The organism is Liquorilactobacillus ghanensis DSM 18630 (assembly GCF_001435235.1).
Lineage (GTDB): Bacteria > Bacillota > Bacilli > Lactobacillales > Lactobacillaceae > Liquorilactobacillus > Liquorilactobacillus ghanensis.
Genome location: NZ_AZGB01000009.1, coordinates 197,339 through 214,727, shown reverse-complemented (window position 1 = coordinate 214,727; position 17,389 = coordinate 197,339). Strand labels below are relative to the sequence as shown.

General features: G+C 34.2%; 9 protein-coding genes. 7 read left to right on the top strand and 2 right to left on the bottom strand.

Annotated elements, in window-relative coordinates; genetic code table 11:
* The first annotated feature begins 212 nt into the window (after positions 1-212).
* The 3 genes from uidA (at position 213) to FC89_RS03860 (ending at position 7,358) form a co-directional block, all read left to right on the top strand.
* Positions 213-2,024 carry a beta-glucuronidase gene (uidA, locus tag FC89_RS03870; protein ID WP_057871232.1) on the top strand — a complete coding sequence of 604 codons (1,812 nt, stop codon included), beginning with the start codon at positions 213-215 and terminating at the stop codon, positions 2,022-2,024.
* Between the two features lie 177 nt (positions 2,025-2,201).
* Positions 2,202-4,088, top strand: coding sequence for a DUF2264 domain-containing protein (locus tag FC89_RS03865; RefSeq protein WP_057871231.1), 1,887 nt, complete (start codon positions 2,202-2,204; stop codon positions 4,086-4,088).
* Between the two features lie 720 nt (positions 4,089-4,808).
* Complete coding sequence (locus FC89_RS03860; protein WP_057871230.1) at positions 4,809-7,358, top strand: glycoside hydrolase family 30 protein; 2,550 nt, start codon at positions 4,809-4,811, stop codon at positions 7,356-7,358.
* A 266-nt stretch (positions 7,359-7,624) separates the two neighbouring features.
* On the opposite strand, the gene FC89_RS03855 is transcribed toward FC89_RS03860, so the two are convergent.
* Positions 7,625-8,932 (bottom strand): sensor histidine kinase, encoded by a 1,308-nt coding sequence (locus FC89_RS03855; RefSeq protein ID WP_057871229.1) that lies wholly within the window; start codon positions 8,930-8,932, stop codon positions 7,625-7,627.
* Position 8,933: 1 nt separating this feature from the next.
* Positions 8,934-9,641 (bottom strand): LytR/AlgR family response regulator transcription factor, encoded by a 708-nt coding sequence (locus FC89_RS03850; protein ID WP_057871228.1) that lies wholly within the window; start codon positions 9,639-9,641, stop codon positions 8,934-8,936.
* Between the two features lie 432 nt (positions 9,642-10,073).
* Here FC89_RS03850 and FC89_RS03845 point away from each other — a divergent pair, with 432 nt between their 5' ends.
* From FC89_RS03845 to FC89_RS03830, 4 genes are all read left to right on the top strand, one after another.
* Positions 10,074-12,485: a beta-glucosidase gene (locus tag FC89_RS03845; protein WP_057871227.1), complete on the top strand. Its 2,412-nt coding sequence runs from the start codon at positions 10,074-10,076 to the stop codon at positions 12,483-12,485.
* A gap of 91 nt (positions 12,486-12,576) precedes the next feature.
* Positions 12,577-12,990: a hypothetical protein gene (locus tag FC89_RS03840; protein WP_235804377.1), complete on the top strand. Its 414-nt coding sequence runs from the start codon at positions 12,577-12,579 to the stop codon at positions 12,988-12,990.
* 8 nt (positions 12,991-12,998) lie between these two features.
* Positions 12,999-14,012: a glycosyltransferase family 2 protein gene (locus FC89_RS03835; RefSeq protein ID WP_057871225.1), complete on the top strand. Its 1,014-nt coding sequence runs from the start codon at positions 12,999-13,001 to the stop codon at positions 14,010-14,012.
* 147 nt (positions 14,013-14,159) lie between these two features.
* Entirely contained in the window at positions 14,160-17,057 is a 2,898-nt protein-coding gene (locus FC89_RS03830) for a glycoside hydrolase family 3 C-terminal domain-containing protein (protein ID WP_057871224.1), read from the top strand.
* Positions 17,058-17,389: the final 332 nt, after the last annotated feature.

The window sequence follows — 17,389 nt, the reverse complement described above, 5'->3', positions numbered from 1 at the left end:
GATGCTTTTTGACCATTACAGATAAGAATTTCAAGGAATAATACTTATCAGTTGAATAATAATTAAGACAATTTTAAATTTGAAAATCAGAAAAGTTTTACTAAAAAGTATTGATTATTTCTCTGATTATAGTAAAATTATCTTGGATATAAAGAAAACGCTTGCGCTACACTTATTAATTAAATGAAACATTACTAAATGGAGGTACTAGAATGGAAGATAGCTTACTATACCCAGTCATTAATAACTACCGATCTGATCAAAAATTGGACGGCTTATGGAATTTTAAATTTGATCCGACTTCAGTTGGTGGGCAAAAAGGATGGCAGAATGGGTTCAGCGATGGCATTGAGATGCCTGTTCCGGCTAGCTTCAATGATTTCTTTACTGATAAAGATGCTCGGGAATATACTGGTGATTTCTGGTATTCTAAGAGTTTTTTCTTACCAACCTATTTTGAAGGTCAGGATATCCAAATTAGATTTGGTGCCGCAACACATCGAGCTGTTGTTTTTGTGAATGGTCAAGAGATTCGCAGCCACGAGGGAGGTTTTTTACCTTTTACTGCTGAAGTTAGTGATGCAGTGAAATTTGGCAAAGAAAATGTTGTGTCAATTAAAATTAATAATGAACTTCATCGAGATGCGCTCCCAGCAGGGGATACACTAAAGTTAAAAAACGGTAAACGAGCAGTCAACCCTTTTTTTGATTTCTATAATTATTCTGGTTTAAATCGTAGTGTACATTTATTGGCATTGCCGAAAGATCACATTACTGATTATTCAACCACCTACGATGTAAGTGATGATCAAGCTACCGTCCATTACAACATAACGGCTAATACAGAGGCTGACTTTAAGGTTAATTTAGTGGACGAAAATGGTAAAGTGGCTGCAACCAGTGAAGGTCAATCCGGTGATCTTACCGTTACAAATCCAATTCTTTGGAATGTACGTGATGCTCATCTGTACACGATTATGATTGATTTGGTTAAGGACGGGCAAACACTGGATGAATATTCAGATGAAATTGGTTTGCGGACTATCGAAATTAAAGGTCACGAAATTTTGGTTAACCATAAATCCGTATATTTACGGGGATTTGGCCGCCATGAGGACAGCATTTATGCTGGACGTGCTTTTGATCTTAATGTTGAACGGCGCGACATGAATTTAATGAAATGGATTGGTGCCAATTCATTTAGAAGTTCACACTATCCTTATGACGAACAAGTTTATAAGTTTGCGGATCGGGAAGGTATTTTAGTGATTGATGAAGTACCGGCGGTTGGATTTAAAATGGCTGCAGCCAGTTTCTTGGGTGGTTTGGATCAATCGTTTTTTGATGGTGAATGGGTTACTGAGTTGTACAAAAAGCATATTGATCAGGTACGAGATATGATCAAACGAGATAAGAATCATCCAAGTGTCTTGGCTTGGAGTCTGTGTAATGAACCGGATACATCAACTGACGCTGCTGTGCCTTACTTTACGAAGTTATTCAACGATTCTGTAAATTTAGATCCAGAAAAACGACCACGGACATTTACCCTGAATGAAGATGATACTTTTGAAAAATCAAAATGCAAGCAGTTTCCGGACTTCTTTTTATTAAACCGTTATCCTGGCTGGTACCATAAGTGGGGTTATGAAATTTCTGATGGTGAAGCGGGTTTACGAGCAGAACTTGATGAATGGAAAAAATCCGATATTGATAAACCCGTTGTCTTTTCAGAATATGGTGCCGATACGGAACCAGGTTTGCATAAACTGCCATCGATCATGTGGAGTGAGGAATATCAAATTGAATTATTAGAAATGTTCAACCGAGTATTTGATTCTTACGATTTTATTCGTGGAGAGCAGCCGTGGAACCTTGCTGACTTTCAAACTGTTGAAGGTAACATGCGAGTTAATGGGAACAAGAAGGGACTCTTTACTCGTGATCGCCAACCCAAAGCAGCAGCCTTTTATCTAAGAAAACGTTGGAATAAATTGCCATTGAATTATAAAGCAGGTCAATAATGAGGATGAGAAAGGTTGAAGTTTACTGTGTGATTGGTAGACCAGGCCTTTTTTTTAATTTGGAAGAAAACTTGTGCATGTTTAGTTTGCAATCTATTTCAGAAGCTTTTTACTAAAATTAAGGGTATTCTAAACTTGTAGAAACGCTTACAAAATGTTGAACGAGGTGCATGTTAATTGAAACAAAAATTATTTAACGAACAAATTAAAGATAATCCATTGCGCAGCAAGGCAGATGTAGAGGCTGCCTTAATCGATATTCTGACTCCAGCAATGAGTGTGTTGGGTCAGCAAAAACGAAAAGGACGCTTCCGAATGAGCGACAGTGGGGCAGTTTATATTCAAGACAAAACCGAAGTGGAAGGTTTTATGCGTTTACTTTGGGGACTTGGACCTTTTTTTAGTGATAAAAAACGGATTTACGAATGGCCCGGATGGTATGAGTTGACAACTCAAGGAATTCTTGCAGGTACCGATCCACAATCTCCTGATTACTGGGGGAGTGATCTTGGTGACTACGATCAGGTTTTTGTTGAAATGGGGGCTTTAACGGCTTTTCTATATGAAACCAAAGCAACCTTTTGGGATACTTTATCGGTTCCCAAGCAGAAAACTATCGTTAAGTGGATGGATCAGGTTAATCATAAAACAATTCCCAAGACTAATTGGCTGTTTTTCCGGGCAATGGTTAATCAATTCATTACCGATTCAGGATATATGGATAATTCGGAATTAATTACCAAAGATTACGCAATTACTAACAAACAATATTTAGGCAATGGATGGTCGTACGATGGTTATGTTAATCAAATTGATAACTATATTCCATTTGCCTACCAGTTCTTTACTATTCTAACAGTTGGTTTAGCTCATACAGATAATGAACAATCCAGATTACTTAAAGAACGTGCTAAAGCATTTGTGCCAAGCTATGCTAATTGGTTTGCAGCCGATGGAGCTGCATTACCTTATGGTCGCAGTTTGGATTATCGATTTGCTCAGTCAGCTTTCTGGGCAGCTTGTGCATATGCACATATTAGTCTTCCAGAAGGTTATACTCTTGGTGACATTAAACATTTGTTATTAAATAATCTACGTTGGTGGTTCAAACAAAATATTTTTCAAAGTGATGGTCTAATTCCAATTGGTTATGCGTATCCAAATATGAATTTTGCAGAAGGATATAATGGTCCCGCATCAGCATATTGGGCTCTCAAAACGTTTATTTTCTTTGCCTTACCAGATGATGATTTGTTCTGGACAACTAAGGAAAGTGATGACTTTAAGTTTGTATCCCTTAAAAAGCAATCTGAACCAAGAATGCTAATTGCACATAGTCAAAATGGCTTAGAAGTTCAATCATTTACTGCAGGCCAGCATTCACACGAACACGCTCATGGTGAAGATAAATACGAAAAGTATGTTTACTCAACTACTTTTGGTTTTAGTACAGCTAAAGCTAGAACTTTGTTGAAGCAGTGTGCGTTTGACAATACGTTAGCAGTTTCGGAAAGTGATTATTTCTGGCGAACAGCTTTTAAGTATGATGACTATGCAATTCATGATAATTATGTGTACTCTGAGTGGAAACCGTGGAGTGATGTTAGGATTAAGAACTATATTGTACCAGCAATGCCATGGCATGTTCGGGTTCACCAAATTAATACTAAACGGACCTTGCATTTAGCTGAAGGAAGCTTCTCAGCACCTGATTATGGTAAGGCTTATCAACAAGAGTTCCAAAGCGGTGTGGATAATGCTGTTTTCTACAAAACTGAAGTCGGTATTACGGGGATTGTTGGCTTATCAAAGGAGTTAACTGCTCAGCTTTCGGTTCCTGAACCAAACACTAATTTGTATTTCCCAAAAACTAAGATACCAATGCAAACCGGAATTTTGCAACCTGGTCAATATACCTTGGTTTCACTTTATCTTGGGGATCGTGAACTAGAAAGCATCGGTGATGATGGTAAATTAATTATTCCAGATGTTAAATTGAACGGTAATCGGTTGACTATTGCGTTTAGTGACCATGAAGTTAGGACTGCTTTTTCTGAATTCTAGAATATTAAAATTACTTAGAAAAAGCTATGATCGAAGATATATACTTCGGTTATAATCATTCAGTTCACGTGTCCATCCAGTTCTGATTTTTGAAAATATCAAGAAGTTTGTATAGAAGGGGAATTGCACTTTCTCCATAAAATTAAATCTTTTTAGTCAAAAAGTGATTGCGCAAAGGTGTTAACTAAATATAACCTTTCCATACGGATGCTAATAAAAAGTAGTTAAACTTTTTTGGCTTCTATGACTATTCTAAATCGTAACGTATATTTATTGACATTACCAAAAGAGAGTATTGCCGACTATTCGACCACCTACGATGTAAGTGATGATCAGATTGTTTGCTTTAATTTACAAGGCTATTCAATGACTTTGTAAATTTAGATTCAAAAAAACAAACATGGACGTTTACCCTGAATGAAAATGGTATTTTAAAAAAATTAAAACACAAGCAGTTTCCTGATTCTTTTATATTAAATCGTACTTGGCTGATATCATAGGTAAGGTCATGAAATTCATGATGATGAAGCCGATTTGCTAGCAGAACTTAGATAAATAGTAAAAGTTCGATATTGAAACAAAAAGGGACTTTTTATCCGCAATCTACAGCCTTTTATCTAAGAAGCGATTATAAAGCAGGTCAATAATGAGGATGAGAAAAGGTTGAAGTTTACTGTGTTGTTGGTAGACCAAGCCTTTTTTTGAATTCGGAGGATAATAATGAACAAGACAAGTTTTATTATTGATGGAGAAAAATTAGATTTGAATGCTATGAATGCTAATACATTCAAAGGATTTGGCTATATCAGCTGTAACAATTCTTCAAGATTGTTACTTGATTACAAATGGGAACATCCAGAAAGCTATCAACAAATTTTAACGATTTTATTTGGCGGAGCGCATCCATTAATGCGAATGCTGAAGGTTGAAATGGGAATTGATGCCAATACATCGTCTGGGACTGAGCCAGCCACCATGCGAACAGCTGATGAAGCCGCAAATGTCTGTCGAGGGGCTGGTTTTCAATTGATTGCTGATGCTAGGCAGCTGCAGCCGACATTGAAAACAGCTATTTTACGATGGGGTGAACCGGGTTTTTTGCGAAAATTATGGGCTAATGTTAAAACCGATAATCCTGATCAGGATGTGCTCGAAGCTGCCTACGAGCCGATGTATCAATGGTATAAAAAAACAATTATCGCGGCTTACGAAACATATGGTTATTTAATCGATTATGTAGATCCGGATCGTAACGAAACTAAACACCCGATGTATCGCTGGATCAAGTGGTTTGCCACCCGATTGAAGACTGATAAATCTGAATTTCCAGAGGGCTTTCCAGTTGAAAAATACAATGACATTAAACTTATCGCAGCCGATCAGAATTATGAACGTGATTTTGGAGATCAGATGGTAGCTGATCAGGACCTTCGCGTGAAAGTGCCGGCGGTTGGTTTTCATTATAATACTGACGATAGCGCAACTCAGTCATTTACCAAATTAGCCGATGAATATCAACACGAGGTTTGGTACAGTGAAGGAATTGCTCCAATGACTAATGGCAAATATCGCGTTCACGCCAGTAATGGTGAAGGAATTGGTGGTACTCAAAGTGGGTTGGACATCGCAAATCGGCTTATCAAGAGTTATGTTAAATCCCGACGGAGTCTGTATTTGTTCCAGCCGGCAGTTTCTGCCTATTATCCGGGAGTTAATTACAGTCATAAAGAATTAATTGCCGCCAGTCGTCCGTGGTCTGGTTTTTTTGAAGTAGATAACGTTGGTTTGCAATGCATGAAGCATTTTAGTGATTTTGCCAAGGCTGGGTGGGATGATGAAGGTGCTTGGCGCTATTTAACAAGTGCCTGCGATAGCGGTGTAGGTGGAACTGAGAATCTTGATCATAACCAAGAAGCACCTAGTTATCTGACCTTGATGGCACCGGATAAACAAAATTATTCAGTAATTTTTGTGAATGACAGTGCACAACCTCGAATGTATCATGTAACGATTCAGAATGTGGCTGTGAATCAATCTCAGCAATTAGATGTGTGGGAAAGTATTGGACCAAAGTCAGTTGAAGACGGCTATGATAGTCGGATGAAGAGAATTCGTGAGACGATCCAACCAATTGATGGAAAAGCTGATATTTTGGTTTATCCGCACTCAATTGTGACTGCAACAACTCTCAGACTACGAAATGATCAGGAAGTTGTCTATCATCGGTTGGCGGCACCTTGTACTGATAAAGTTTTAAAGGGAACTGGCGACATGCTGTATATGGATGATTTTTCCTATGCTGATTACTCCAGTGATTATCTTATGAGTCGAGGTGGCACGCCACGATATATGACTGATCAAGGCGGAGCATTTGAAGTAGTGCGTGAAAATGATCGTAATTTTTTGCAGCAAATGATTTCTGAAAAGCAGCGTGCTTTGGACTGGGAGTATTCTTACGCTCCTAATCTGACATTTGGGGATGATCATTGGACTGATTATGCAGTAATGGTTTCGGTTAAGTTTGACAATCACACTCAACAAAATAGCCCAACTGGGAACTATTTTGGCATTGGGCTTCGGGAGCTTACTGATGTGAAGGGTCGGTTAGAAAGCGCACCATATGTTTTTAAAATTTTTTCGGACGGATCGTGCCAGCTTATTAAAGAAGATCAAATTGTGAAATTAACCTATATTGATAATTTTGATTTAAGCATTGACCATCAGTTAATCTTTCAAGCTGAAGGCAATCATTTAACTGCCAGTGTTGATAATCAGCACATTATTGATTTCGTAGATACTGGCAATCCGCACTTTAGTGGTCGAGTTAAACTTGGTAGTGGTTATTTCCACACTAGAATTAATTGGATTGAAGTTAAAAGGGTTAATCGTGACACAGCGTTGATCAGTGAACGTTTGGATAATCTTGACGATCGCTTAGTATACACTGGAAATTGGTTGCATGTCTGCGGTTTGGACAATACAAAGTGGAATCGTACTCTTTCGTATGGGACAGCTGATGCTGAAAAGACACCGATACTGAGTTTCTGCTTTGTAGGAACGGGGTTCTCATTAATTGGTAAGCAAAACACAACATCAAGTTTGCAAATTACGATCGATCATCAAGTTATTAACTGGAATTATCATCCTCAGAGTGGAAGTGATCGCAGTGAAAACACGCGAATTATTGGATTATTGGCGGGAAAACATCAGGTTACAGTAATGGTTACCGATGGGAAATTCACGTTGGATGCCATTGAGTTTATTGAATAATTAATTTTGACTAAATATGGCAATTGAATATACTGCTGCACGTTAAATTGATAATGATTCATTGCCAAAGATCTTAAGGTAAGAGGTGCCGAAATTGTATGACAATTTTGGTACCTTTTTTATGCCCAAAGTAAGGTTGTGGTTGATAGTACAGATGATCGTTAGATCTGAGTCAGAGTTTTAGATATGATTGATTGCGTGTGTAAAGTTTTTTTAATCTAATTAAATCGAAGATGATTAATCACTTTAAGCATTTGATAACTTTATTATTCTTTTAAAGGTAATAAAACTTTTAGAGTGAACCAATTTTCTTTCAGATTGATTATCATTTTCCCGTTATATTTTTGAGCAATATAGTTAATACTTCTTAAACCATAGCCATGGTTTTTGCTATTTTTTTTAGTTGAGTGTGGTAATCCTTCAGTTGTTTGGATAATATTCTCTGTGTAATTTTCAACGCAAAAAATGATAAAACCAGATTGTTTGTTCAGTCGGACATTGATTAATCTTTTTTCTTCTTCTACAAGCTGTAAACTTGATTCGATAGCATTATCTAGCGCGTTTCCTAATAAACTACAGAGATCCATAGTGTCAATCCGATTTAGTAATTTTCCATTAGCAATGCAAGTAAAAGTAATCTTATTTTTGATACATTGAAAATTTTTATGAGTCAAAATTACATCAGCAATTGGGTTTCCAGTTTTGACGTAGGCTTTATATTGTTGAATGTCTTTTTCAATTTGATGCGCGTACTTAATTCGTTTATCGATATTTTCTTCAAGCGAAATTATTGCAAGTTGATGTTTTAAATCATGGAATCGCTGATTAACCAATTCTGTATTTTCACGAAATGTTTGATATTGTTCATATTGAGATTGAAACATATTGTTCATTTCAGTTAGATCCTGATTTAAGAAAATTTCATAACGCTGATTTTCCTGTAAAGAAAGCAGAAGAACACCACAAATATCAATTGAAGTGCGTAGTATAAAAATTGTAAGTGAATCACCCAAATTAAAAAAAGTTCCATTAAGAATAAATCCTAAATTACTGATGAAAAAAATAATAGCAGCAGTAATAGCCGCACTGTAAGAATCTCGTAAAGAGACGTTATTAAGTGAATAACGATAATTTGGACGTTTTTCCATACGGTAGAAAAACAGAAATAAAAATACATAACTTGTTACTACGAAAAAAGTTTCGATTGTTCGAAGCTTTGTAAATGGTAAAATTAGCCAACAAAATAGTTGCCAAGTAATAGAAGCCCAAAATTCTGCCAAAATAAAAGCTTTACAAAGATGGTAAAAAGAAATTTGGAAGGGAACTTTTTCTATTAGCCGTAGTGTGAAAAACATATAGCAAATATTAAGTAACATTCCAGGTATCCACATCCATAAAGGTAATTTTCCGGCTAAAAGTTGAAAAAATATTTGTCCTATGCTAAGTAATATTAATTTAATAGCCCAAAGATCTTTTCTTTTACTTGTCGGAAGTTGAATTATCATTAAAAAAACAGCTAAAACTTCAGCAAAACCTGTAAAAGCACGAGGAATATTAGGCAAAATAGTGCTCATCTTAATGTCCTCCTACCCTTCCTAAATAATTAGTAAGTGCTTGAATAAACAATTTTTTTCGCGGTCGACTAATTTGCAACTTATATTTGCCAACTTGAACGATGTTATTAGTAAAATTTTTAACATGATTTAAATTTATTAAATAGCCATTATTACAACGAAAAAAATTTTCTGATTCTAATTTGCTTTCAATTCTCTTCATTGGCCCCATAGTCTCTATATCTCTTTCAGTAGTGTGAAATATTAGGTAATGACCTTCACTTTCTATGAAGTAAAGACTATCTAGGAAAATTCGACTTATCCCATTTTTTTCTTTGATTAAAATAGATTTGCTGTTTTCTGCAATTTTATGTTGAATTTTTTTAAAGTGCTCAGCAAAACTAAAATAAGATAGCGGTTTCAAAATAAAATCAAAAGCATTGACAGAATAGCCTTCTACTGCCCATTGAACATAATTAGTTAAAAACACTATTATAACATTTTCATCATTTTGACGTATTTTTTTTGCGGCAGTCATTCCGTCCATGATAGGCATCTGTACATCGAGGTAGATTACATCAAAATTGGAACGGTAACTATCTACTATTTCTAATCCATTGGAAAAGAAAGCAACATCAATCGATACTTGTTGTTCTGCACCATATTTTTTTAGAAATTCTCCCAACTGTTGTTGCACTTCTTTTTTATCATCAACAATTGCAATTCGCATGTTTAATCTGCCTCCCAAGTAGTGTTGTATAAAATTATTATAGCAACTTAAAAAAATTTGTTAAAGACTGAATTATACATATTTTAATAATTCATGCAGCTTTTTTGATAATTATTGACTTTTTTATTGTGCACTTGTTGTAAGAAATTTAATTTTATTGATATGATCAATATAAATTTTTTCTAAAATAATGTTTACTAAATTAAAATTCTATAAAGTAAAAATAATCTACTATAAAAAAATATTTTCCCAATGCACGTAAAGAATTACATGAAATCAGCAATTTATGATTGAATAATGTTTTTATGTTGCCTTTAAATGAATATATTTATAATTTGTTTTTACAGATTATGCATTAAAATAGTCAAATTATGATAGTTTCATTTCTAAGCGCTTGCATTTTTGGTAATTTAAAATTGGTGGTGAAGAATTATGTTAAAAAATACAGACTTAATCAGTAAATTATCATTAGAACAAAAAGCAGGACTCCTGTCAGGGAAGACTACTTGGGAAACTCTTGCAGTTGGTGGTTTAATCCCTAGCATATTTTTATCAGATGGACCACATGGATTAAGAAAGCAGTCGGGAGCGACGGATCATTTGGGGTTAAATGCGAGTGAACCAGCAACATGTTTTCCAACTGCAGCAACTCTTGCTAATAGTTGGGATCCCGAAATTATTGGCGAAGTAGGAGTTGCATTAGGAAATGAAGCGAAAAGTTTAGGTGTGCAGGTAATACTGGGACCAGGTCTAAATATTAAAAGGAACCCATTAGGCGGACGTAATTTTGAATATTATAGTGAAGATCCATATTTAACTGGGAAATTAGGTGCTGCAATTATTCGAGGAATTCAAAGTACTGGGACATTCGCTAGTCCTAAACATTTTGCCGCCAATAATCAGGAATATAGAAGGATGGCATCTAATTCTGTAATTGATGAGCGAACGTTAAGGGAATTATATACTACAAACTTTGAGATTGCTATAAAAGAAGGAAATCCAAAGGTTATCATGTCATCATATAATCAAGTTAATGGAGTTTATGCTAATGAAAATCATTATCTTTTAAAACAGATTTTACGCAATGAATGGAAATTTGATGGATTTGTTGTGACGGATTGGGGAGGAGACAATGATCATGTTGCAGGAGTTATTAATGGAAGTAATTTAGCAATGCCTACCCTTGGAATTAATGGTCCTCTAGAATTAATCAATGCTGTTAATAGTGGCAAATTAAAGGAAGAAGTTATTGATAAACGTGTTGATGAGCTATTATCTGTTATTTTAGAATCTACAGCTACTGATAAACAAAAACAAGTAATTAATTGGCGTCACCAACATCAAGTTGCTCATGATGCTGCAGTAGAAAGTATTGTACTACTAAAAAATGATAATGGAGTTTTGCCCTTAAATAAGGAAAGCAAAGTTGCTTTAATTGGGGATTTTGCACAAAGACCACGTTATCAAGGGGCGGGTTCTTCATTAGTTAATACCAAAAATTTGGAAACAATTACTGAGTGTATTAAGAATTATCCGCTAACAACAATTGGCTTTGCACAAGGATATACACGTGCTAATAAACAAAGTGATAAAGAACAATTAAGAAATGAAGCAATTAAATTAGCTGAAAAAAGTGACGTAGCAATCGTTTGTGTTGGTTTAGATGAAATTTCTGAAAGTGAGGGAGCGGACCGACAGAATATGCGGCTTCCTGGTGCACAAGAGAGTTTATTAGCTGAGCTATTTAAAACGACTACTCCTATTGTAATAGTTTTGTCTGCAGGTTCCCCAGTTGAAATGCCATGGGCAGATCAAGCTACAGCTTTAGTTCATGGATACTTAGGCGGTGAAGCTGGAGCAAGTGCAATGCTTGATGTTTTAACAGGCAAGCATAATCCTTCAGGTAAGTTAGCTGAAACTTATCCGATGAAATATATCGATACGCCATTTGCTAATGAATTCCCTGCTAAGGGTAAAGATTCCTTTTACAAAGAAGGACCATTTGTTGGATATCGTTACTATAACACTATTAATAAAAAGGTCCGTTTCCCATTTGGATATGGTTTAAGTTACACAACTTTTAGCTATGAAAATTTAAAAGTCGATCAAGAAAAAGTTAGTTTAACAATTACAAATACGGGGGCAGTTGCTGGTTCAGAAATTGTTCAATTGTATGTCGGTAATAAAAATTCATCTCTTATTAGACCAGCAAAGGAATTGAAAGGATTTGCTAAAGTATATTTAAATTCTGGTGAATCACGTGAAGTTACAATTTATTTTGATGATAAAACATTTAGATACTATAATACTGATTCACATACTTTTGCGATAGAAGATGGAATCTATCAGATCTATATCTGTGGCAATGTTAACGATATTCGACTTTTTACAGAAATTCATGTTGATGGTACGAAGGCTCAAAATCAAGCACTATTATTTCCTAAATATTTTTCACATAGAATTTCTGAGATAACATTAACAGATTTTAGTGATCTTTACGGTAAAGAGGTTAGTAAAGAAAATAATACAGGTTTTTTAATGTTAAGACAAAACAATACAATTTCAGAAATGAAATATGCTAAAAATTGGATTGCTAGAATTATAAGCAAATTTTTAAAAAAATTACTAAAAAGAAGCGAGAACAAAGGAAAACCAGATTTAAATATTTTATTTATTTATAATATGCCGTTTCGTGCAATTAGTAAAATGACTAATGGAACAATTAGTTCCCAGATGGTTGATGGAATTTTAGAGATGGTTAACGGTCATTTTTGGCATGGATTGAAAAAATTATTACAGGAATTTCGTATAAATAGAAAAAGGATTAAAAATACGACTATTTAGGAAGGTGATGTATGTGACAAATATTGTGAGTGCAGTAAAAAAATTCAAAAATAACCATCCAGATTTATATGAATTTATAGTATTTAATATTATGAGTAATGTTGCAACTATTACAAATTTTTTAATGTTATGGATAAGTACAGGGCTTTTATTCAAAAAAGTAGATGGATATTTTCATTGGTGGATTTTTGATTATGGTACTGCTCAAGGCGGTTTAGGTGGTTTTTTGAGTTTTTTACTGGCATATATTTGCGCACAATTTGTTAATTTTTTCGTTCAACGCAAAGTAGTTTTTGGTGCAACCGTCCAAATTCGTAAAGTTATTTTTTGGTATGTTTTAACAGTTATAGTTGCTGGAATTATATCAGTCTGGTTGCCACCCTATGTTATTAAACAGTTAGCACCAATTATGGGGGGATGGGCACCAACAGTGGCAAATATTGTTAATATTATCGTCCAAGTTGTTATTAATTATCCAATGATGAAATTTGTGATTATGAAGTAGGGGAGAATATGAAATTATTAAGTGTCATTGTTCCTTGTTATAATGCAGAAGATTTTATGGAACGTTGCATTAATTCGCTTATTTTAGGTGGTAATGAAATTCAAATTATCTTGGTAGATGATGGTTCGATTGATAAAACTGGAAAAATAATTGATTGGTATGCAAAAGAATTTCCACAAATTGTAACTGCAATTCACCAAAAAAATGGTGGGCATGGAGAGGCCATTAACAATGGGTTAAAAAAAGTAGTGGCAACATATGTAAAAATAGTTGATAGTGATGATTGGCTTGATATTCAAGCTTTGCATCAAGTATTAAATTTTCTTCGATCTAATATTTCAAGGATAAAAAGTATCGATATGATAATCAGTAATTATATTTATGACAAACAAGGAAGTAAGCATAAAAAAATTATTAATTATCCTAGGATTCCAACTAATCAAATATTATCATGGGACAATTTACATTTTTCGGTTGGTAAATATCTTTTAATGCATTCGGTTATTTATAGAACTGATATTTTAAAGAATAAAGCCAAATTGAAATTGCCACAACATAGTTTTTACGTTGATAATATTTATGTATTTGAGCCTTTAATTTATGTAAAAAAAATATATTACCTTGATCTGAATTTATATCACTATTTTATTGGGCGTGAAGATCAATCGGTTAATGAGCAAGTAATGATTGGTAAAATTGATCAACAATTGGCTATTAATCGGCAAATGATAAATTTCTATACGGACAATGTGGATCCTGATACTTCTGTTGGAAAATACATGGGGAGATATGTTGAAATTATAACAACAATTTCATCAATACTTTTACTAAAAGAGAATTCCTTACGAAGTTTACAACTTAAAAAATCTCTCTGGAATTTTATTAAGCGGAAAGATGAAGTGTTGTATAAAAAAATGCGACATCGGGTATTTGGAATTGGTGTTAATTTACCAGGAGAAGTTGGAAGAAAAACAGCGATGAGTATTTATCGTATAGCGCGAAAAGTTTATGGTTTTAATTAAGCGAATTTTAGTTATTAGATAATATTAAGGACAAAGTGTGAAGCAAAAACGACAGGTTATGAAAAAAGCACCAAAGTTTATTGTTTTTTGCTTAAAATAAAAAAGTAAGCAGTTACATTTACAATTTATAGGGAAGGACAAGAAAAAATGAAAAAACATCGTGGTCTTATTATTTCTCTTATTATAGCAATAGTGATAATTGGTGGTGGAGGTTGGTATTTACACGGATTACTTTCTGGCGGAGTAGTTACAATGGCAGATATTATGGTGACCGTGAATAAAGTTGCTAAGTATCTTATTCCCATATTACTACTATTAGTAGTAATTATAATTTTGTTGATTGTATTTAGAAAGCGCGATCCCCAATTTAAATTTTGGTTAAAATGGGAATCTGGTATTATTCTTTTAGTGGCGATAGTTTTAACTTTAAATATCGTTCTTTTGGAACCGCTATCAAGCTTAATTAATTTGAATTACGCAAGGATGGGGTCAGTAAGTGAAGCAACTCTTAAGCAAGGTGATAATGTTGCACAAGATATTAGTGAAGAAGGAACTGTTTTATTAAAAAACACAAATAATTACTTGCCACTTAAAAGCCAAAAAAATATTAATGTTTTTGGATGGGCATCTACTAATCCAATTTATGGTGGCACTGGATCTGGGGGTTCAGCTTCTGCTAATTCAGTTAATATTTATCAAGGCTTGAAATCATCGGGGTTTAAAACTAATAATTCTTTAAACAAATTCTATACCAAGTATAGGACTAAGCGACCAACACTTTCAATGATGGCTCAAGACTGGACACTGCCAGAACCTGCGCGTAGTCAATATTCTAAAAAACTAATAGCCAATTCAAAGGCATTTTCAAATACCGCTTTAGTTGTAATCGCACGCCCAGGGGGAGAAGGAGCAGATTTACCTAAAGACGTTAAGGCTAAAGGAGTTACGTACAAGGGAAATAAGGGGGATTTTAAAAAAGGTGATACATACCTACAATTAACCAAATCAGAGCGTGATATGTTAAAAATGGTTAATTCAAATTTTAAGAATGTAATTGTTTTAGTTAATTCTGCAAATCCAATGGAACTTGGCTGGCTGAATAAGTATGATCATATAAAAAGTGCCTTGTGGATGGCAGGACCGGGGGAAAAAGGTTTTTCAGCTCTGGGTCAAGTTTTGCGAGGAAAAGTTAATCCGTCAGGACGTACCGTTGATACTTATGCATATAATATAAAAAATTCACCATCTTTTAATAATTTTGGAGACTTTAAGTATTCAAACGGAAAGTATAGTTTTGTAAATTACTCTGAGAATATTTATGTAGGGTATAAATTTTATGAAACGTATTATAAAGGTAACGAAAAAGGATATGAACAGGCTGTGCAGTATCCATTTGGCTATGGTATGAGTTACACTACTTTTACACAGAAGATGAGTAATTTAAAACAATCAATGGATGGAAGTATAAAATTTACCGTAACGGTTAAAAACACTGGGAAAACTGCGGGTAAAGATGTAGTTCAAGCTTACTATACAGCTCCATATAATAATAATGATACCGAAAAGGCAGCGACTAATTTATTGAGTTTCAAGAAGACTAAAAAATTACAGCCGGGTGCTAGTCAAACTTTGAATTTTAAGCTTAAACGCTCTGATATGTCATCATATAGTGAAAAAAATGGTGGCGCTTATGTTTTAGATCAAGGTGATTATCAAATTCAAATCAAGGAAAATTCACATAAAGTATTAGACTCAAAAGATTATAATGTGGCGCAAACTGTTGTGTATAATAAGAATAATAAAAGATCTTCTGATAAAAAAGTAGCAACAAATAAATTTGCGGATGCTAGTGGTGATGTTAATTATTTAAGCCGCAAAGATAATTTTGCTAATTATAAACAAGCTACAGCTGCACCTAAAACAGAAAAGTTAACTAACAAACAAAAATCAAATTTGGTTGCTTTATCTACTGCGAAAGACAATGGTACTAATGAAAAGATGCCTGTTACAGGTAAAAAAGGTTCTCTTGAATTAGCAGATCTTCGAGGAAAAAGTTATAATGACAAGAATTGGGATAAACTGTTAGATCAATTATCTATTAAAGACATGAATAGATTAATAACTTATGGAGGGTATCAAACAGTTTCTATTGGATCGATTAAAAAGGCTCATACCTATGATTTTGATGGACCTTCTGGTTTTACCAGTTTTATTATCCCTATTAAAGCAACGACATTCCCGGTAGCGACAATGATTGCAGCTACGTGGAATACGAAACTTGCAAATAGTCGTGGCAAGGTAATGGGGAAACAGGGGAATGAACTAGGAGTTTCAGGTTGGTATGGTCCAGCAATGAATATTCATCGTAATGCTTTAGCAGGAAGGAACTTTGAGTACTATTCTGAAGACAGTACCTTGTCTGGTGATATGGCCGCTAATGAAATTCTTGGAGCAAAACATTATGGTGTTTATGCATATATGAAACATTTTGCAATGAATGATCAAGAAACAAATCGTCTTAATAAATTGTTAACATGGTCTTCTGAACAAGCAATTCGTGAAATCTATCTAAAACCATTTGAAATTGCGGTTAAAGATGGAAAAGCATCAGCAGCAATGTCATCATTTAATTATATTGGAGATAAATGGAGTGGCGCAAATGATGTATTGTTGCAAAAAGTACTTCGTGGAGAATGGGGATTTCATGGGATGGTTGAAACTGATTATTTTGGTGGATATGGGTATATGAGTGGTAATAATGCAATTAAAAACGGCAATGATCTCATGCTCTCAACCACTGGTGAAAGTGGATCAGCAATTGTGAATACTAAAAAATCAGGTACTGTTAAGGCTATGAGAAATGCTTCGCATAATATTTTGTATACAGTGGTTAATAGTAGCGCATATAAAAATTATCAAAAAGGTGATAGTTTGAAATTACCGTGGCAAAAAACATTAATCAAATACGATATTATTGTAGCTATAGTGTTAGTTGCTTTACAATGCTTGGTAGTTGTACTATATCGAAGAAAATTCAATAGATAATTATTGAAAATAGCTCTGATGATTTTAGCAAATCAGGGCTATTTTTGTGCCTAATTAGAATTCGAAAGACAATGTTTTAAATAATTTTTTCACTTTAAGGTAATACTTAGCGAGGATATTTTATGATAAAATTAAAACATGATTATATAATAAATTTATATTAAGGAGGCGATATTAAAGTTATGAAATTTTCTATTCGATTGAAGTTTATTTCACAACAACATGACCCTGTAAAATTAAACATAGATTATCATGCTGCGTTTTTATATCTACTTAAATCTGGCTTATCACCTGTTGACGCAGACATCTTTAATCAGCTATATAAGAAAAAC

Coding starts and splice junctions, on each gene's coding strand:
- FC89_RS03860 (WP_057871230.1), top strand. CDS start 4,809: ATGAACAAGACAAGTTTTATTATTGATGGAGAAAAATTAGATTTGAAT.
- FC89_RS03855 (WP_057871229.1), bottom strand. CDS start 8,932: ATGAGCACTATTTTGCCTAATATTCCTCGTGCTTTTACAGGTTTTGCT.
- uidA (WP_057871232.1), top strand. CDS start 213: ATGGAAGATAGCTTACTATACCCAGTCATTAATAACTACCGATCTGAT.
- FC89_RS03830 (WP_057871224.1), top strand. CDS start 14,160: ATGAAAAAACATCGTGGTCTTATTATTTCTCTTATTATAGCAATAGTG.
- FC89_RS03835 (WP_057871225.1), top strand. CDS start 12,999: ATGAAATTATTAAGTGTCATTGTTCCTTGTTATAATGCAGAAGATTTT.
- FC89_RS03845 (WP_057871227.1), top strand. CDS start 10,074: ATGTTAAAAAATACAGACTTAATCAGTAAATTATCATTAGAACAAAAA.
- FC89_RS03840 (WP_235804377.1), top strand. CDS start 12,577: ATGAGTAATGTTGCAACTATTACAAATTTTTTAATGTTATGGATAAGT.
- FC89_RS03850 (WP_057871228.1), bottom strand. CDS start 9,641: ATGCGAATTGCAATTGTTGATGATAAAAAAGAAGTGCAACAACAGTTG.